The 17,851-nt window shown below is 72.6% G+C and carries 16 protein-coding genes; 15 read left to right on the forward strand and 1 reads right to left on the reverse strand.

What is annotated here, in order from left to right:
- Window positions 1–54 precede the first annotated feature (54 nt).
- The 8 genes from ACZ7LV_RS16050 to ACZ7LV_RS16085 all read left to right on the forward strand — a co-directional run bounded on the left by ACZ7LV_RS16050 (window position 55) and on the right by ACZ7LV_RS16085 (window position 8,578).
- Window positions 55–1,161 carry a quinone-dependent dihydroorotate dehydrogenase gene (locus ACZ7LV_RS16050; protein WP_471939747.1) on the forward strand — a complete coding sequence of 369 codons (1,107 nt, stop codon included), beginning with the start codon at window positions 55–57 and terminating at the stop codon, window positions 1,159–1,161.
- Window positions 1,158–2,000: an orotidine-5'-phosphate decarboxylase gene (gene pyrF, locus ACZ7LV_RS16055; protein WP_471939749.1), complete on the forward strand. Its 843-nt coding sequence runs from the start codon at window positions 1,158–1,160 to the stop codon at window positions 1,998–2,000. The genes ACZ7LV_RS16050 and pyrF overlap by 4 nt, the downstream gene beginning before the upstream one ends.
- A 255-nt stretch (window positions 2,001–2,255) precedes the next feature.
- Complete coding sequence (locus ACZ7LV_RS16060) at window positions 2,256–2,579, forward strand: integration host factor (RefSeq protein WP_003977346.1); 324 nt, start codon at window positions 2,256–2,258, stop codon at window positions 2,577–2,579.
- A 60-nt stretch (window positions 2,580–2,639) separates the two neighbouring features.
- Window positions 2,640–3,197, forward strand: coding sequence for a guanylate kinase (gmk, locus tag ACZ7LV_RS16065; RefSeq protein ID WP_471939751.1), 558 nt, complete (start codon window positions 2,640–2,642; stop codon window positions 3,195–3,197).
- A 51-nt stretch (window positions 3,198–3,248) separates the two neighbouring features.
- On the forward strand, window positions 3,249–3,521 hold the full coding sequence (rpoZ, locus tag ACZ7LV_RS16070) for a DNA-directed RNA polymerase subunit omega (protein WP_003988945.1): 273 nt from the start codon (window positions 3,249–3,251) through the stop codon (window positions 3,519–3,521).
- Window positions 3,522–3,653: 132 nt separating this feature from the next.
- Complete coding sequence (gene coaBC, locus ACZ7LV_RS16075) at window positions 3,654–4,859, forward strand: bifunctional phosphopantothenoylcysteine decarboxylase/phosphopantothenate--cysteine ligase CoaBC (RefSeq protein ID WP_471939753.1); 1,206 nt, start codon at window positions 3,654–3,656, stop codon at window positions 4,857–4,859.
- Window positions 4,860–5,098: 239 nt separating this feature from the next.
- A complete protein-coding gene (metK, locus tag ACZ7LV_RS16080) occupies window positions 5,099–6,307 on the forward strand; it encodes a methionine adenosyltransferase (protein WP_471939755.1) in 1,209 nt (402 codons plus the stop codon).
- A 117-nt stretch (window positions 6,308–6,424) separates the two neighbouring features.
- On the forward strand, window positions 6,425–8,578 hold the full coding sequence (locus ACZ7LV_RS16085) for a primosomal protein N' (protein ID WP_471939757.1): 2,154 nt from the start codon (window positions 6,425–6,427) through the stop codon (window positions 8,576–8,578).
- Between the two features lie 133 nt (window positions 8,579–8,711).
- Here ACZ7LV_RS16085 and ACZ7LV_RS16090 read toward each other — a convergent pair whose 3' ends face one another.
- The gene (locus tag ACZ7LV_RS16090) at window positions 8,712–9,254 is read right to left on the reverse strand and encodes a hypothetical protein (RefSeq protein WP_471939759.1); all 543 of its coding nucleotides are present in this window, start codon (window positions 9,252–9,254) and stop codon (window positions 8,712–8,714) included.
- A 282-nt stretch (window positions 9,255–9,536) separates the two neighbouring features.
- Here ACZ7LV_RS16090 and fmt point away from each other — a divergent pair, with 282 nt between their 5' ends.
- From fmt to ACZ7LV_RS16125, 7 genes are all read left to right on the forward strand, one after another.
- Window positions 9,537–10,469: a methionyl-tRNA formyltransferase gene (gene fmt / locus ACZ7LV_RS16095; RefSeq protein ID WP_471939761.1), complete on the forward strand. Its 933-nt coding sequence runs from the start codon at window positions 9,537–9,539 to the stop codon at window positions 10,467–10,469.
- Between the two features lie 70 nt (window positions 10,470–10,539).
- Window positions 10,540–11,958, forward strand: coding sequence for an RsmB/NOP family class I SAM-dependent RNA methyltransferase (locus tag ACZ7LV_RS16100; RefSeq protein ID WP_471939763.1), 1,419 nt, complete (start codon window positions 10,540–10,542; stop codon window positions 11,956–11,958).
- A gap of 88 nt (window positions 11,959–12,046) precedes the next feature.
- Window positions 12,047–12,733, forward strand: coding sequence for a ribulose-phosphate 3-epimerase (gene rpe, locus ACZ7LV_RS16105; RefSeq protein ID WP_471939765.1), 687 nt, complete (start codon window positions 12,047–12,049; stop codon window positions 12,731–12,733).
- 89 nt (window positions 12,734–12,822) lie between these two features.
- Window positions 12,823–13,866: a sugar-binding transcriptional regulator gene (locus ACZ7LV_RS16110; RefSeq protein WP_401677394.1), complete on the forward strand. Its 1,044-nt coding sequence runs from the start codon at window positions 12,823–12,825 to the stop codon at window positions 13,864–13,866.
- 72 nt (window positions 13,867–13,938) lie between these two features.
- A complete protein-coding gene (locus tag ACZ7LV_RS16115) occupies window positions 13,939–14,253 on the forward strand; it encodes a barstar family protein (protein ID WP_401677392.1) in 315 nt (104 codons plus the stop codon).
- Between the two features lie 132 nt (window positions 14,254–14,385).
- Window positions 14,386–15,831, forward strand: coding sequence for a GuaB1 family IMP dehydrogenase-related protein (locus ACZ7LV_RS16120; RefSeq protein ID WP_471939896.1), 1,446 nt, complete (start codon window positions 14,386–14,388; stop codon window positions 15,829–15,831).
- Window positions 15,832–16,372: 541 nt separating this feature from the next.
- Entirely contained in the window at window positions 16,373–17,842 is a 1,470-nt protein-coding gene (locus tag ACZ7LV_RS16125) for an amino acid permease (RefSeq protein ID WP_471939767.1), read from the forward strand.
- Window positions 17,843–17,851 lie beyond the last annotated feature (9 nt).

Genomic DNA, 17,851 nt, shown 5'->3' on the forward strand with positions numbered 1-17,851 from the left:
ACACCGAAGACGGTGTCCCCCTCTTCGTGAGGACACCTGTCTTCGTGAGGACACATGTACAAGATCTTCTTCCGTCTCGTCTTCCGGCGCATGGACGCCGAGCGGGCGCACCACCTCGCCTTCCGCTGGATCCGCCTCGCCGCGCGCGTCCCCGTGCTGCGCACCTTCGTCGCGGCCGTGCTGGCACCCCGCCACAAGGAGCTGCGCACGGAGGCCCTCGGCCTGCGCATGCACGGTCCCTTCGGGCTCGCGGCCGGCTTCGACAAGAACGCGGTGGCCATCGACGGCATGTCGATGCTGGGCTTCGACCACGTCGAGATCGGCACGGTGACCGGTGAGGCGCAGCCCGGCAACCCGCGGCAGCGGCTGTTCCGGCTGGTCCCGGACCGTGCACTGATCAACCGGATGGGCTTCAACAACGACGGCTCGCTGGCCGTGGCCGCCCGCCTCGCCTCACGTGAGCCGGTCTTCCGGACCGTCGTGGGTGTCAACATCGGCAAGACCAAGGTGGTCCCCGAGGCCGAGGCCGTCCTGGACTACGTGAAGTCGGCGGAGCGGCTGGCGCCGTACGCCGACTACCTGGTCGTGAACGTCTCCTCGCCCAACACGCCGGGGCTGCGCGACCTCCAGGCCGTCGACCACCTGCGCCCCCTGCTGACCGCCGTGCGTGAGGCCGCCGACCGCATGGTCACCTCCCGGCGGGTTCCGCTCCTGGTGAAGATCGCACCCGACCTGGCCGACGAGGACGTCGACGCCGTCGCCGACCTCGCCGTCGAGCTGGCCCTGGACGGGATCATCGCCACGAACACCACCATCGCGCGCGCCGGACTGGGCCTGAAGGCCGACCCGGCGCTGGTCGAGGAGGCCGGCGGCCTGTCCGGCGCCCCGCTGAAGGCCCGCTCCCTGGAAGTGCTGCGCCGCCTGTACGCGCGCGTGGGCGACCGCATCACCCTGATCGGCGTCGGCGGCGTCGAGAACGCCGAGGACGCCTGGCAGCGCATCCTGTCAGGCGCCACCCTGGTGCAGGGCTACAGCGCCTTCATCTACGAGGGCCCCTTCTGGGCCCGCGCGATCCACAAGGGCCTCGCCGCCCGTCTGCGCACGAGCCCGTACGCCACGCTCGCCGACGCCGTCGGCGCCGATGTGAGGAAGGACACATGAGCCCGGAACCCTTCGGCGCACGACTGCGCCGCGCCATGGACGAGCGGGGCCCCCTCTGCGTCGGCATCGACCCGCACGCCTCCCTGCTCGCCGACTGGGGCCTGAACGACGACGTCGCCGGCCTGGAGCGGTTCAGCCGCACCGTGGTGGCGGCCACGGCCGACCGGGTCGCCGTCCTCAAGCCGCAGAGCGCCTTCTTCGAGCGCTTCGGGTCGCGCGGCGTCGCCGTGCTGGAGAAGACGGTCGAGGAGGCGCGGGCGGCCGGCGCGCTGGTCGTCATGGACGCCAAGCGCGGCGACATCGGCTCCACCATGGCCGCCTACGCCGAGACCTTCCTGCGCAAGGACGCCCCGCTGTTCTCCGACGCGCTGACCGTCTCGCCGTACCTCGGCTACGGGTCGCTGAAGCCGGCCGTGAAGCTGGCACGGGAGAACGGCGCGGGCCTGTTCGTGCTGGCCCTGACCTCCAATCCGGAGGGCGCGGAGGTCCAGCACGCGGTGCGCGCCGACGGCCGTACGGTCGGCGCGACCGTGCTGGCCCACCTGGCCGCCGAGAACGCGGGGGAGGAGCCGATGGGCTCCTTCGGCGCGGTTGTCGGCGCCACGCTCGGTGACCTCTCGTCGTACGACCTCGCCGTCGGCGGTCCGCTGCTCGCCCCCGGCATCGGTGCCCAGGGGGCCACTCCGGCCGACCTGCCCGCGGTTTTCGGTGCCGCCGTGCGCAACGTGGTGCCGAACGTCAGCCGGGGGGTGCTGCGGCACGGTCCCGACGTGGTCGCTCTGCGTACCGCCGCGGAGCGCTTCGCGGAGGAGATCTCGGCCGCGCTGGCGACGGCCTGAAGGCCCCGACCAGGGGTTCCGGAAGCGCTTGAGGCTGGATACATCCTCAAATCCAGGGCAGTATGTCTGAAATATCCTGTCCTGAAGAGGCTGACCAGGACTTTTCCGCTGTTCTCGCTGACTCTGGCGGACTTGACCGCTAGTCTCCGACGAGAGTCAACGGGCAAGCGTGTTGCTCGTAGCTCCCCTGGTGTGGGGCCACTAGGTTCCTCACCGGTCCGTATCCGACAGTTCGACATCCGAGGTGACGTAGGCGTGGCTCTTCCGCCCCTTACCCCCGAACAGCGCGCAGCCGCGCTCGAGAAGGCCGCCGCGGCTCGCCGGGAGCGGGCCGAGGTCAAGAATCGACTCAAGCACTCCGGCGCCTCCCTTCACGAGGTCATCAAGCAGGGCCAGGAGAACGACGTCATCGGCAAGATGAAGGTCTCGGCTCTCCTCGAGTCCCTGCCGGGCGTGGGCAAGGTCCGCGCCAAGCAGATCATGGAGCGACTCGGTATCTCCGAGAGCCGCCGCGTGCGTGGTCTCGGCTCCAACCAGATCGCCTCGCTCGAGCGCGAGTTCGGCAGCACGGGTTCCTGACCCTCCGGAGGACTCCGGGCATGGTCCCGGGCACTCCGGGACAGCTGGAATAATCGCTGCATGAGTGAACGTCCGCGGCTGACCGTGCTCTCCGGACCCTCCGGGGTCGGCAAGAGCACGGTCGTCGCCCATATGCGCAAGGAACACCCCGAGGTCTGGCTCTCGGTGTCGGCGACGACCCGCAGGCCGCGCCCCGGCGAGCAGCACGGTGTCCACTACTTCTTCGTCACCGACGAGGAGATGGACAAGCTGATCGCCAACGGTGAACTGCTGGAGTGGGCCGAGTTCGCCGGCAACCGTTACGGCACGCCCCGCGCGGCCGTGCTGGAGCGGCTGGAGAGGGGCGAGCCCGTCCTGCTGGAGATCGACCTCCAGGGCGCCCGGCAGGTGCGGGAGTCCATGCCCGAGGCCCAGCTGGTGTTCCTCGCTCCGCCCTCCTGGGAGGAGCTGGTGCGCAGGCTCACCGGCCGGGGCACCGAACCGCCCGAGGTCATCGAGCGCCGTCTGGCGGCCGCGAAGGTCGAGCTGGCGGCGGAGCCGGAGTTCGATCAGACCCTGGTCAACACCTCCGTCGAGGACGTGGCGCGTGAGCTGCTAGCCTTGATGGACGTTGTGTGATCGTGATTGATCGTGCATCCTGAATCTTTCCCATCCATCGGAAGGTAGAGCGTGTCCTCTTCCATCTCCGCGCCCGAGGGCATCATCAACCCGCCGATCGACGAGCTCCTCGAGGCCACCGACTCGAAGTACAGCCTCGTGATCTACGCGGCCAAGCGGGCCCGCCAGATCAACGCGTACTACTCGCAGCTCGGCGAGGGCCTCCTCGAGTACGTCGGTCCGCTCGTCGACACCCACGTCCACGAGAAGCCGCTCTCGATCGCGCTTCGCGAGATCAACGCGGGGCTGCTGACGTCCGAGGCCGTCGAAGGCCCGGCCCAGTAGCACGACCTGCTTGCGGCAGACCTGCCCACAGGCCCGGCGGCGCGTCCGCCGGGCCTGTGGTGTGTCATAGACGCGTACCCGGCGCACACCGCGCACGCGGTACAACGCGGTAGTCGAGTCCGGGGAGACACGGTGGACAAGCCCAAGGTCGTTCTGGGGGTGAGCGGCGGCATCGCCGCGTACAAGGCCTGTGAGCTGCTGCGGCGGCTGACGGAGTCGGGCCACGACGTACGCGTCGTCCCCACCGCCTCCGCGCTGCACTTCGTGGGCGCGGCGACCTGGTCGGCGCTGTCCGGGCACCCGGTCTCCACCGAGGTCTGGAACGACGTCCACGAGGTGCCGCACGTGCGCATCGGCCAGCACGCCGACCTCGTGGTCGTCGCGCCCGCCACCGCCGACATGCTCGCCAAGGCCGCCCACGGCCTCGCCGACGACCTGCTCACGAACACCCTGCTCACCGCCCGCTGCCCGGTCGTGTTCGCCCCCGCGATGCACACCGAGATGTGGGAGCACCCGGCCACCCAGGAGAACGTGGCGACGCTGCGCCGCCGGGGCGCCGTCGTCGTCGAGCCCGCCGTCGGCCGCCTCACCGGCGTCGACACCGGCAAGGGCCGGCTGCCCGACCCGGGCGAGATCTTCGAGGTCTGCCGCCGGGTGCTGGCCCGCGGTGTCGCCGCACCGGACCTCGCGGGGCGCCACGTCGTCGTCAGCGCCGGAGGCACCCGCGAGCCGCTCGACCCGGTCCGCTTCCTCGGCAACCGCTCCTCCGGCAAGCAGGGCTACGCGCTGGCCCGCACGGCCGCCGCCCGGGGCGCCCGCGTCACGCTGGTGGCCGCGAACACCTCCGGGCTGCCCGACCCGGCGGGCGTCGACGTGGTGCAGGTCGGCACCGCCGTGCAGCTGCGGGAGGCGGTGCTGAAGGCGGCCGCGGACGCCGACGCGGTCGTCATGGCCGCCGCGGTGGCCGACTTCCGCCCGGCGACGTACGCGTCCGGGAAGATCAAGAAGCAGGACGGCCAGGACCCCGAGCCCGTCGTCCTCGTCCGCAATCCGGACATCCTCGCGGAGATCTCGGCCGACCGCGCCCGACCGGGGCAGGTGGTCGTCGGCTTCGCCGCCGAGACCGACGACGTGCTCGCCAACGGGCGCGCGAAGCTGCGGCGCAAGGGCTGTGACCTGCTCGTGGTGAACGAGGTGGGCGAGCGCAAGACCTTCGGCTCGGAGGAGAACGAGGCGGTGGTGCTGGCCGCCGACGGCAGCGAGACGCCCGTGCCGTACGGACCGAAGGAAGCGCTGGCCGACACGGTCTGGGATCTGGTCGCCGCGCGTCTCGGGTGAGCGGCGCCGGCCCGTGCCGCGCCCCCTGGATGCCTCCATTCGGGGCGTGGCGCCCCTGGCCAACATCGCCGCACATTGGGCAGAATGCCCGTGCCGCAGGTCACAGCGCTCCCGAGAGGCGAGACGGTGGCCCCGTGGCGAAGAGCGACCGATAAACTGTGTCTCGGACGTCGGCGGGCGCAGCCCCCGTCCCGTCCACCCATGATCAGCCAGCAGCCGCTGCAACCCCAGGGAGCGTTGTGTCCCGTCGCCTGTTCACCTCGGAGTCCGTGACCGAAGGTCACCCCGACAAGATCGCTGACCAGATCAGCGACACCATTCTCGACGCGCTGCTGCGCGAGGACCCCTCGTCCCGCGTAGCCGTGGAGACCCTGATCACCACCGGTCTGGTGCACGTGGCCGGAGAGGTCACGACCAAGGCCTACGCGCCGATCCCGCAGCTGGTCCGGGAGAAGATCCTGGACATCGGCTACGACTCCTCGAAGAAGGGCTTCGACGGCGCCTCCTGCGGTGTCTCGGTGTCGATCGGCGCGCAGTCCCCGGACATCGCGCAGGGTGTGGACACGGCGTACGAGAGCCGGGTCGAGGGCGACGACGACGAGCTGGACCGGCAGGGCGCCGGTGACCAGGGCCTGATGTTCGGCTACGCCTCGGACGAGACGCCCACCCTGATGCCGCTGCCGATCTTCCTGGCGCACCGCCTGTCGAAGCGCCTGTCCGACGTGCGCAAGAACGGGACGATCCCCTACCTGCGCCCCGACGGCAAGACCCAGGTCACCATCGAGTACGACGGCGACAAGGCCGTCCGTCTCGACACGGTCGTCGTCTCCTCGCAGCACGCCAGCGACATCGACCTGGAGTCGCTGCTCGCGCCCGACATCCGCGAGTTCGTCGTCGAGCCGGAGTTGAAGGCGCTCCTGGACGACGGCATCAAGCTCGACACCGAGGGCTACCGTCTGCTGGTCAACCCGACGGGCCGTTTCGAGATCGGTGGCCCGATGGGTGACGCGGGCCTGACCGGCCGCAAGATCATCATCGACACCTACGGCGGCATGGCCCGCCACGGCGGCGGCGCCTTCTCCGGCAAGGACCCGTCCAAGGTGGACCGCTCGGCGGCGTACGCGATGCGCTGGGTCGCCAAGAACGTGGTCGCCGCCGGTCTGGCCTCCCGCTGCGAGGTCCAGGTGGCGTACGCCATCGGCAAGGCCGAGCCGGTCGGTCTGTTCGTCGAGACCTTCGGCACCCACAAGGTGGAGCCCGAGAAGATCGAGAAGGCGATCGAGGAGGTCTTCGACCTCCGTCCGGCCGCGATCATCCGCGACCTCGACCTGCTCCGCCCGATCTACGCCCAGACCGCGGCGTACGGCCACTTCGGCCGCGAGCTTCCCGACTTCACCTGGGAGCGCACCGACCGCGTGGACTCGCTGCGCGCGGCCGCGGGGCTGTAGGCTCCCGCTCGCTCGACGAGGTCCGGTCCCTTCGGGGGGCCGGGCCTCGCCGTCTCCCGGGTCCCCTTCCGGACACAGGCCCGTCGGTTGTCAGTGGCGTTTGGTAAGAATGCAAGCGTGAGCAGCGAGAACAGCCAGGGGGACGGCGGCGCGCAGGGCGCGCCGCCGGAGCAGCTCGCGTTCATCCGGGACAGCGTCCGCAAGGCCACGACACCGCGGGCCAAGCCCCGTACGTGGCGAGGCGCCGCGCTGGCCGGGGAGCTGCCCGTCGCGCGCGTGCTCGTGGACAAGGGTGTGCTGCACCTCGACCGCTATTTCGACTACGCCGTGCCCGAGGAGCTCGACGCCGACGCTCAGCCCGGTGTGCGGGTGCGGGTGCGGTTCGGGGCCGGGCGGCACCGGGTGCGCGAGGGGCGCCGTGAGGGCGGGGGCCTGATCGACGGTTTCCTCGTCGAACGGCGGGCCGAGTCGGACTACGCGGGCCCCCTGGCGGCGCTCGCCCAAGTGGTGTCCCCCGAGCCGGTGCTGAGCGAGGAACTGCTGGGACTGGCCCGGGCTGTCGCCGACCGGTACGCCGGGAGCCTCGCCGATGTGCTCCAGCTCGCCGTGCCGCCGCGCAGCGCCCGGGCCGAGCAGCGGCCGTCACCCACGCCGCTGCCGCCGCCCCCGGCGCCCGAGGCGGGGTCCTGGGCCCGCTACGAGAACGGGGCGGCGTTCCTGGAGGCGCTGGCCTCCGGCGGCGCGCCACGGGCCGTCTGGAACGCCCTGCCCGGACCCGCGTGGAGTGCCGAGCTGGCCCGGGCCGTCGCCGCCGCACTGGCCGCGGGGCGCGGCGCGCTGGTTGTCGTACCGGATGGACGGACCGCCTCCCGGGTCGACGCGGAGTTGACGGCTCTGCTGGGTGAGGGCCGGCATGCCCTGTTGACCGCCGACGCGGGCCCCGAGAAGCGGTACCGGGAGTGGCTCGCCGTGCGGCGCGGATCGGTACGGGCCGTGGTGGGCACGCGCGCCGCGATGTTCGCGCCCGTGCGGGACCTCGGGCTGGTCGCGATCTGGGACGACGGGGACGACAGCCACAGCGAGCAGCACGCGCCGCAGCCGCATGCGAGGGACGTGCTGTTGCTGCGTGCCGCCCAGGACAAGTGCGCCTTCCTGCTGGGCGGTTGGAGCTGCACCGTGGAGGCCGCGCAGCTGGTGGAGAGCGGGTGGGCGCGGCCGCTGGTCGCCGTGCGGGAGCAGGTGAGGGCCGCCGCGCCGCTGGTGCGCACCGTGGGGGACCAGGAGCTGGCACGGGACGAGGCCGCGCGGGCCGCGCGGCTGCCGAGTCTGGCCTGGCAGGTGGTCAGGGACGGGCTGCGGCAGGGGCCGGTGCTGGTGCAGGTGCCGCGACGGGGCTATGTGCCGCGGATGGCCTGCGCGCAGTGCCGGGCGCCGGCGCGGTGCCGGCACTGCGCGGGGCCCCTGGAGGCGCGGGACACGGGGGCGCTGCGCTGCGGGTGGTGCGGGCGCGAGGAGGGCTCGTGGCACTGCCCGGAGTGCGGGTCGTTCCGGTTGCGGGCGCAGGTGGTGGGCGCGCGGCGGACCGCCGAGGAACTGGGGCGGGCGTTTCCCGCCGTGCCGGTGCGGACGTCCGGGCGGGAGCATGTGCTGGACACGGTGCCGGGGGCACCGGCGCTGGTGGTGAGCACGCCGGGGGCCGAGCCCGTGGCCGAGGGCGGGTACGCGGCGGCGCTGCTGCTCGACGGATGGGCCATGCTCGGACGGCCGGATCTGCGGGCCGGTGAGGACGCGCTGCGGCGGTGGATCGCGGCGTCGGCGCTGGTGCGTCCGCAGGGCGACGGGGGGACCGTGGTCGTCGTCGCCGAGCCGACGTTGCGGCCCGTGCAGGCGCTGGTGCGGTGGGATCCCGTGGGCCACGCGGTGCGGGAGCTGGCCGAGCGGGCCGAGCTGGGCTTCCCGCCGGTGTCGCGGATGGCGGCCGTGTCGGGCCCGCCGGAGGCGGTGGCCGAGTTTCTGGCGATGGTCGAACTGCCGCCACAGGCAGAGGTGTTGGGTCCGGTGCCGCTGCCCGTCACACCGGTCACGGCGGGCCGCTCGCGGCGGGCCGGGTCGCCGCCGCCCGGGGAGCACTGGGTACGGGGCCTGGTCCGGGTGCCGCCCGGGCGGGGCTCGGCCCTGGCCGCCGCGCTGAAGGCCGCGCAGGCGGCACGGATGGCCCGGGGGAGCGGACCGCCGGTGTGGGTACGGATCGATCCGCCGGACATCGGGTGAGGCACCGGCGCTGAAGGGCTGCCGGCACCCGGGCGCGTCGAGGGCGCGAGGCGGGGCCCTGCCCCCTGACATACGGCTGCCCTCCCGGCGTTGCCGGGAGGGCGGGTCTGGCAGCCGTGGGGTGGGGGGTGGGTCAGCCGTTGCGGGGGCCGGGGAAGGCCGTCGGCCTGATCTCCTCGCGCAGCGACGGACTGCCCGCCGTCGGCTGGGTCGGCATCGCGCGGGCCGCGGGAACGGTCGGCACGGTGGGGAGGCCGGCGCCCACGTTCACCGCGCGGGTCGTCGCCGGTTCCGTGCTGCGCTCGGCCTCCGCCGCGGCTTGCGTGGTGGCGCGGCGGGAGCCGTAGCGGCGGTGCACCGCCTGCTTGGTGACGCCGAGGGCGGAGCCCACCGCGTCCCACGAGAAGCCGAGCGACCGGTCGAAGTCGACCGCCGCCGTGACCAGGGTCTCGACACTGTCCCGCAGCTCCTGGGCGAGACGGACCGTCGGGGCGGGGGCGCGTCCGTAGACGACGAAGCCCGTGGCGGGACCGGAGCGGCGCGGGCGGTAGACGTTGCCCAGCTGGGCGGTGAGGGTGCGCAGTGCGTCCACCTGCCGGCGGACCCGCTCGATGTCCCGCACCAGCAAGTGCAGGCTGGCCCGAGCCTGGGCGTCGTGGGTTGCGTGGTCGGCCATGAACAAGCCTCTCGAACCGGCGTTGAGGAGAAAGGATCGGGCCGCTGGGGCGGCCCGTTGGTCAACTCTTTCTTGACCAACGCGTTCGGGGGCCGGTGGTCACGGTAAGGGGGCGCGGGGGCATATGCGTGCGCCGTCCCGTGGGAGGTGCGCCGGGGCCCGTCGCCACCCGTGCCACCCCCGTCGCCTGCGGGGCGGGAGGCTGAGCGGGCAATCGCCGGACCGCGCAATAGACTTGTGCGCTGCCCCGACCACCCCCAGCCGAGAGGCCCGTGTCCGCACATGAAGCTCGTCTTCGCCGGTACCCCCGAGGTCGCTGTTCCCGCCCTGGACGCCCTGCTCGACTCCGGGCGGCACGAGGTGGTCGCCGTCGTCACCCGGCCGGACGCGCCTGCCGGGCGCGGGCGCCGGCTGGTCGCGTCGCCCGTGGCACAGCGGGCCGAGGAGGCCGGCATCGAGGTGCTGAAGCCGGCCAGGCCCCGGGAGCCGGAGTTCCTGGAGCGGCTGCGCGAGATCGGGCCCGACTGCTGTCCCGTCGTGGCGTACGGCGCGCTGCTGCCCCGGGTCGCCCTGGACATCCCCGCCCACGGCTGGGTCAACCTGCATTTCTCGCTGCTGCCCGCCTGGCGCGGCGCCGCCCCCGTGCAGCACTCCCTCATGTCCGGCGACGAGATCACCGGCGCCTCCACCTTCCTCATCGAGGAGGGCCTCGACTCGGGGCCCGTCTACGGCACCGTGACCGAGACGATCCGGCCCACCGACACCAGCGGCGACCTGCTGACCCGGCTCGCCTTCGCGGGCGCCGGGCTGCTCGCGGCGACCATGGACGGCATCGCGGACGGCACCCTGAGGGCCGTACCGCAGCCCGCGGACGGGGTGACCCTCGCGCCGAAGATCTCCGTCGACGACGCCCGCGTCGACTGGGCCGCCCCCGCCCTGCGCGTCGACCGGGTCGTGCGCGGCTGCACCCCCGCGCCCGGGGCCTGGACCACCTTCCGGGGCGAGCGGCTAAAGCTCGTGCAGGTCTCGCCCGCGCCCGACCGGACGGACCTCGCCCCGGGGCAGCTGTCCGTCGGCAAGAACGACGTGTACGCCGGGACCGGTTCGCACGCCGTCGAACTGCTGTGGGTGCAGGCCCAGGGCAAGAAGCCGATGCGGGCCGCGGACTGGGCGCGCGGGGTGCGGATCGCGGACGGGGAGACGCTCGGGGGCTGAGCCGCCGCCCAGCGACCTGCGACGTAGGCTGGAGTGCACACCGCAAGACAGAGATCCGGAGCACCTTTACGTGAGCGACACCCCCCGTCGGCCCCGTACGCACGGCAAGCCCTATCGCCGGCCCAAGAAGGACCCCGTCCGCATCCTCGCCTTCGAGGCGCTGCGGGCCGTCGACGAGAGGGACGCCTACGCCAACCTCGTGCTGCCGCCGCTGCTGCGCAAGGCGCGCGAGGGCGGGGACTTCGACGGGCGGGACGCGGCGCTGGCGACCGAGCTGGTGTACGGGACGCTGCGCCGCCAGGGGACGTACGACGCCGTGATCGCGGAGTGCGTCGACCGGCCGCTGCGGGAGGTCGACCCGCCGGTCCTCGACGTGCTGAGCCTCGGCGCGCACCAGCTGCTCGGGACGCGGATCCCCTCGCACGCGGCGGTCTCCGCCACCGTGGAGCTGGCCCGGGTCGTGCTCGGCGACGGGCGGGCCAAGTTCGTGAACGCCGTGCTGCGCAAGGTCGCGCAGCATGATCTCGACGGCTGGCTGGAGCGGGTCGCGCCGCCCTACGACGAGGATCCCGAGGACCATCTCGCCGTGGTGCACTCGCACCCGCGCTGGGTCGTCTCCGCGCTGTGGGACTCGCTCGGCGGCGGGCGGGCCGGCATCGAGGACCTGCTGGCGGCGGACAACGAGCGGCCCGAGGTGACGCTGGTCGCGCGGCCCGGGCGGGCCACCGCCGAGGAGCTGCTGCGCGAGGACGCCGCCGTGCCGGGGCGCTGGTCGCCGTACGCCGTGCGGCTCACCGAGGGCGGCGAGCCCGGTTCGATCGAGGCCGTGCGCGACGGGCGGGCCGGTGTCCAGGACGAGGGGAGCCAGCTGGTCGCGCTGGCGCTCGCGAACGCGCCGCTCGACGGGCCCGACGAGAAGTGGCTGGACGGGTGCGCGGGCCCGGGTGGCAAGGCGGCGCTGCTGGCCGCCCTCGCCGCCGAGCGGGGGGCCTCGCTGCTCGCCTCGGAGAAGCAGCCGCACCGGGCGGGGCTGGTGGCCAGGGCGCTCGACGGCAATCCCGGCCCGTACCAGGTCATCGCCGCCGACGGGACCCGGCCGCCGTGGCGGCCCGGCTCCTTCGACCGGGTGCTGATGGACGTGCCGTGCACCGGGCTCGGCGCGCTGCGCCGACGCCCCGAGGCCCGCTGGCGGCGCCGCCCGGAGGACCTCGACGGGTTCGCGCCGTTGCAGCGCGGCCTGCTGCGCACGGCGCTGGAGTCCGTGCGGGTCGGCGGCGTCGTCGGGTACGCCACCTGCTCGCCGCACCTGGCGGAGACCCGGGCGGTGGTCGCGGACGTGCTCAAGCAGTTCCCCGAGACGGAGCTCGTCGACGTCCGGCCGCTGCTGGCGGGCGTGCCGGACCTCGGTGACGGGCCGGACGTACAGCTGTGGCCGCACCGGCACGGGACGGACGCGATGTATCTGGCGCTCGTGCGGCGCACGGGCTGACGGACCCGGACACGGGCGGAACATCCGAAGAGCGTCCGATATCCCGACCGACGCGAACATCCGTGCAAGGACATGGCACGCTTAGGTCATGGCCGCGCAGATCAACCCCAGCATCCTGTCCGCCGACTTCGCCCGTCTCGCCGACGAGGCGCGGGCGGTCGAGGGGGCCGACTGGCTCCACGTGGACGTCATGGACAACCATTTCGTCCCGAACCTCACGCTCGGCGTGCCGGTCGTGGAGTCGCTGGCCCGTGCGACGGACACCCCGCTGGACTGCCATCTGATGATCGAGGCCCCCGACCGGTGGGCCCCGCAGTACGTGGAGGCGGGCGCCTCTTCCGTCACCTTCCACGTCGAGGCGGCCGCGGCGCCGGTCCGGCTGGCCAGGGAGATCCGGGCCCAGGGCGCCCGGGCGTCCATGGCGCTGAAGCCGGCGACACCCATCGAACCGTACGAGGATCTGCTGCCCGAGCTCGACATGCTGCTGATCATGACCGTGGAGCCGGGCTTCGGCGGACAGGCGTTTCTCGACATCATGCTGCCGAAGATCCGCCGCACCCGTGAACTGATCCAGAAGCACGGCCTGGAACTGTGGCTCCAGGTCGACGGCGGGGTCTCGGACGCGACCGTCGAGCGCTGCGCGGAAGCCGGCGCCGATGTGTTCGTGGCCGGATCCGCCGTGTACGGGGCCGACGACCCGGCCGCCGCGGTGCGGGCCCTGCGCGCCAAGGCGGAGGCCGCGACGAAGCACGCGGCATGGGCGTGCGACCACTGAGCCACGGTTACGTGAACGGCGCCCGTCGGGCGCCCAGCAGGGCTGATCAAGAGCGCCGTATCTGCAAGGATGAACGGCGAATCCAGAGTGTGAACAGCAGTGAGGAGATCGCCGTGTCGGGTATGTCGGCGGGCCGGTCAGCCATGCGGATGGGACCCGCAGAGCTGGTGCAGGCGGCGGCCATGGCCCGCCGCTTCTACCTCGAGGGAAAGTCCAAGATCCAGATCGCGGAGGAGTTCGGCGTCAGCCGCTTCAAGGTGGCCCGGGTCCTGGAGACCGCCCTCGAACGGGATCTCGTACGCATCGAGATCCGTGTCCCGGCCGAACTGGACGCCGAGCGCTCGGACGCGCTGCGCGCCCGGTACGGCCTCAGGCACGCCGTCGTGGTCGAGTCCCCGGCCGAGGCCGAGGAGACCCCGGACCCCGAGAACCTGGGCGAGGTGGCCGCCGAACTGCTCGGCGAGCTGGTCGACGAGGGCGATGTGCTCGGGCTGGCCTGGGGCCGGTCCACCATCCACATGGCCGCCGCCCTCGACAAGCTGCCGCCCTGCACGGTCGTGCAGCTGACCGGTGTCTACGACGCCGGTACCGCCGAGCGCGGCTCCGTCGAGGCGGTCCGCCGGGCCGCGCAGGTCTCCGGAGGCGACGCCCACCCCATCTACGCGCCGATGCTGCTGCCGGACGCCGCGACCGCGGCCGCGCTGCGTCACCAGACCGGGATCGCCCGGGCCTTCGAGTACTTCGACAAGGTCACGGTCGCCTGCGTCTCCATCGGCTCCTGGGAGCCCGGCATCTCCACGGTGCACGACATGCTCAGCGACGAGGAGCGCTCGCACTACGCCTCCCTCGGCGTCGCCGCCGAGATGTCCGCGCACCTCTTCGACGCCGACGGCCGCCGGGTCGGACGGGACCTGGGGGAGCGGTGCATCACGGTCAAGGCCGACCAGCTGCGCCGTGTCCCCGAGGTCGTCGCGATAGCGGGCGGGCAGCGCAAGGCGGCCGCCATCGACGCGGTGCTGCGGTCGGGCCTCGTCACCAGCCTGGTCACGGACACGTCCGCGGCCGACTACCTGATGGCGGCCGGGCCGACGCCGCGGCCGGCACTGAACAGGGCCGACCCGGACGGCCCCTGACGGATGGTCGGACGGGAGAGCCGGGCCGGCGCGCCGCCGCGGCTCTCCCGTGCGTGACGACGAGGGGTGCGGATGACGGATCGCGTGGTGACCCTCGACCTCGACGGGGTCGTGGACAAGGCGGGGCTGATGGACCGCTGTGCCGGGGCGCTCCAGCTGCCCGGCTGGTTCGGCCGCAACTGGGACGCGCTCGCCGACAGCCTGTCCGACCAGGGCGTATGGCCCGGGGACGCCGCCGAGCGGGGGCTGCTGGTCGTCGTACGGAACTGGCGGGGTTACGCGCGGGAGCGGCCGAAGGAGTGGGAGACGGCGCAGGAGGTGTTCGCGCAGGCCGCGGACGCGGCGCCGGGGCTGACCGTGGCCCTCGCTCTTGGAGGATCCTCCTAAAGACCCCCTGACCTGCCTGGACGAAGTCACCGGGCATCGCATTCCGGTCGCCATGGGACAATGAAGTACGTGCTCTTCTCCCCTGGCTGACCTGTCCGGGGGCCACCTCTGATCGACTGGGATGTGCAGCACGTGCGTTTCCTCAACGACATCCAGCCCTCGTACGACCTCACGTACGACGACGTCTTCATGGTGCCGAGCCGCAGCGCGGTCGGCTCCCGTCAGGGCGTGGACCTCAGCTCCCCGGACGGCACGGGCACCACGATCCCCCTCGTCGTCGCCAACATGACCGCCATCGCCGGCCGCCGCATGGCCGAGACCATGGCCCGGCGCGGCGGCCTCGTGGTCGTCCCGCAGGACATCCCGATCGACGTCGTCACCGAGGTCGTCTCCTGGGTGAAGAGCCGCCACCTCGTCCTCGACACCCCCATCGTGCTCGCCCCGCACCAGACCGTCGCCGACGCGCTCTCCCTGCTCCCCAAGCGGGCCCACAACGCCGGAGTGGTCGTCGACGAGGACAACCGGCCGATCGGTGTCGTCACCGACCGCGACCTCACCGGCGTGGACCGCTTCACCCAGCTCGAAGTGGTCATGTCCAAGGACGAGCTGCTGCTGCTCGACGCAGACATGGACCCGCGCGAGGCCTTCAACACCCTCGACCACCACAACCGGCGCTACGCCCCCGCCGTCGACGCCGACGGCAAGCTCGCCGGCATCCTCACCCGCAACGGCGCGCTGCGCGCCACGCTCTACACGCCGGCCGTCGACGCGCACGGCAAGCTGCGGATCGCCGCCGCCGTCGGCATCAACGGCGATGTGGCGGGCAAGGCCAAGCAGTTGCTCGACGCGGGCGTCGACACGCTCGTCATCGACACCGCGCACGGCCACCAGGAGTCGATGATCAGCGCCATCAAGGTGGTGCGCGCCCTCGACCCGCAGGTGCCGGTCGTGGCCGGCAACATCGTCTCCGCGCAGGGCGTGCGCGACCTGATCGAGGCGGGCGCCGACATCATCAAGGTCGGTGTGGGCCCGGGTGCCATGTGCACCACCCGGATGATGACCGGCGTGGGCCGGCCGCAGTTCTCGGCGGTGCTGGAGTGCGCGGCCGAGGCGAAGAAGTACGGCAAGCACGTGTGGGCCGACGGCGGTGTCCGCCACCCTCGTGACGTGGCGATGGCGCTGGCCGCCGGTGCCTCCAACGTGATGGTCGGCTCCTGGTTCGCGGGGACCTACGAGTCGCCGGGCGACCTCCAGCAGGATGCGGGCGGCCGCTTCTACAAGGAGTCGTTCGGCATGGCCTCCGCGCGTGCGGTGGCCAACCGCACGTCCGAGGAGTCGGCGTACGACCGCGCCCGCAAGGGCCTGTTCGAGGAGGGCATCTCCACCTCCCGCATGTTCCTCGACCCGGCACGCCCCGGTGTGGAGGACCTGATCGACTCGATCATCGCGGGCGTCCGCTCCTCCTGCACCTACGCCGGCGCGGCTTCCCTGGAGGAGTTCGCCGAGAAGGCCGTCGTCGGTATCCAGAGTGCCGCGGGCTACGCCGAGGGCAAGCCGCTGCACGCCAGCTGGAGCTGAGTCAGCTTCCTTCCGTACGGCCCCCGTTGTCCCGTCCACCGGGAACGGCGGGGGCCGTGGGGCATGTCCGGGCGCCCGTGGGTGCGCCGGGGCGGGGGCGGCCACGGGGCCGTGCGGCGCAGGTCGCGCGCAACGCTGCACAGCCGCATCTACGTCGGCGCGGCCTCGCCGAGAAGGCCGTCGTCGGTGTCCAAAGTGCCGCGGGCACGCCGCTGCATGCCAGCTGGAGCTGAGGCAACTTCCTTCCGCGCGGCCTCCGTTGTCCCTCCACCGGGAACGGCGGGGGCCGGGCGGCGCAGGGCCGGCGCAGGGCGCGCGCAACGCCGCACAGCCGCCGTGCAACGAAGACCCACCGAGCCCGGAGGAACGCAATGATCTTGCACGCATACGCAAGGTTGCTGCATTACACCGGCAACGCCCCTGCTCATAGGCTGTCGCCTCGTACGTGGCGTGGCGGGGACCCCGCTCGGCGGGTCCCCTGACGTCGAGGGGTGCCGCCTGTCCCCGTCGGCCTCACCGGCAGCAACGAAGGAGCCAGCGCGTGCTCGACCAAGGCGCACCCCCGCAGCACAGCAGTCGGATCGACCCCGCGTCCCCAGGGGTCGGCGCGCGTCTGCTGCGCCGCAAGCCCGTGGAACGCCTGGTCGCGGAGGGCGGCCAAGGGGAGGGGGGCTCGCTGCGGCGCTCCCTCGGGATGTGGCAGCTCACCATGATCAGCATCGGTGCCACCCTCGGCACCGGCATCTTCGTGGTGCTCGGCGACGCCGTTCCCGAGGCCGGACCGGCGGTCACCCTGGCATTCGTCATCGCGGGTCTCACCGCCCTGTTCTCGGCCCTGTCGTACGCGGAGCTGGCGGGCAGCATCCCGGTCGCGGGCTCCTCCTACTCGTACGCTTACGCAACGATGGGCGAACTCGTCGCCTGGGTCTGCGGCTGGTGCCTGGTCCTGGAGTACGGCGTGTCGGTCGCGGCCGTGGCGGTCGGCTGGGGCGAGTACCTCAACGAACTGCTCGACGGGACGATCGGCGTCACCCTTCCCTCCGCGCTGTCCTCGGCGCCGGGCGAGGGCGGCATCATCAACCTGCCCGCGCTGATCGTCGTCCTGCTGGCGATGGTCTTCCTGCTCGGCGGCGTCCGCGAGTCCGCCCGCGCCAACACGGTCATGGTCGCGGTGAAGATCGCCGCGCTGGTGCTCTTCTGCGCCGTCGGCTTCACCGGCTTCAAGTCCGGCAACTACGCCGACTTCATGCCGCTCGGCATGGCGGGCGTCAGCGCCGCCGGCGCCACCCTGTTCTTCTCCTACATCGGCTTCGACGCCGCCTCCACCGCCGGTGAGGAGGCCAAGAACCCCAAGCGGGACCTGCCGCGCGCGATCATGCTCTCGCTGATCATCGTCACCGCGCTCTACGTGCTCGTCGCGGCGGTCGCCGTCGGCGCCTGGCACTGGACCGAGTTCGAGGGCTCGAACGCCTCCCTCGCCGCGATCATGAACGATGTCAGCGGCCAGAGCTTCTGGGGCACCCTGCTCGCCCTCGGCGCGGTCATCTCCATCGCCAGCGTCGTCCTGACCGTGCTCTACGGCCAGACCCGCATCCTCTTCGCCATGTCCCGCGACGGCCTGGTGCCCAAGGCGCTCGGCAAGGTCCACGAGAAGACCGGCGCGCCCCGCCTCAACACCGTCCTCGTGTCCCTGTTCTGCGGGGTGCTCGCCGCCATGATCCCGCTCGGCAAGCTCGTCGACGCCACCAGCATCGGCACGCTGTTCGCCTTCGCGCTGGTCAACATCGCGGTGATCGTCCTGCGCCGCCGGCGTCCGGAGCTGGAGCGCACCTTCAAGGTGCCGTTCGGGCCCGTGCTGCCGGTGCTGGGCTTCGTCTTCTGCGCGTACAACATGTTCAGCCTCGACACCGTGACCTGGGTGGTCTTCGGGTGCTGGATGGCCGCCGGTCTCGTGTTCTACTTCCTGTACGGCTACCGCCGTTCCCGTCTCGCCGTACCCGAAGCGAAGTGAACCACCCGC

It is taken from the genome of Streptomyces sp. NPDC107562, from assembly GCF_055657325.1.

Coding starts and splice junctions, on each gene's coding strand:
- pyrF (WP_471939749.1), top strand. CDS start 1,158: ATGAGCCCGGAACCCTTCGGCGCACGACTGCGCCGCGCCATGGACGAG.
- ACZ7LV_RS16115 (WP_401677392.1), top strand. CDS start 13,939: ATGACGGATCGCGTGGTGACCCTCGACCTCGACGGGGTCGTGGACAAG.
- fmt (WP_471939761.1), top strand. CDS start 9,537: ATGAAGCTCGTCTTCGCCGGTACCCCCGAGGTCGCTGTTCCCGCCCTG.
- rpe (WP_471939765.1), top strand. CDS start 12,047: ATGGCCGCGCAGATCAACCCCAGCATCCTGTCCGCCGACTTCGCCCGT.
- gmk (WP_471939751.1), top strand. CDS start 2,640: ATGAGTGAACGTCCGCGGCTGACCGTGCTCTCCGGACCCTCCGGGGTC.
- ACZ7LV_RS16050 (WP_471939747.1), top strand. CDS start 55: ATGTACAAGATCTTCTTCCGTCTCGTCTTCCGGCGCATGGACGCCGAG.
- ACZ7LV_RS16090 (WP_471939759.1), bottom strand. CDS start 9,254: ATGGCCGACCACGCAACCCACGACGCCCAGGCTCGGGCCAGCCTGCAC.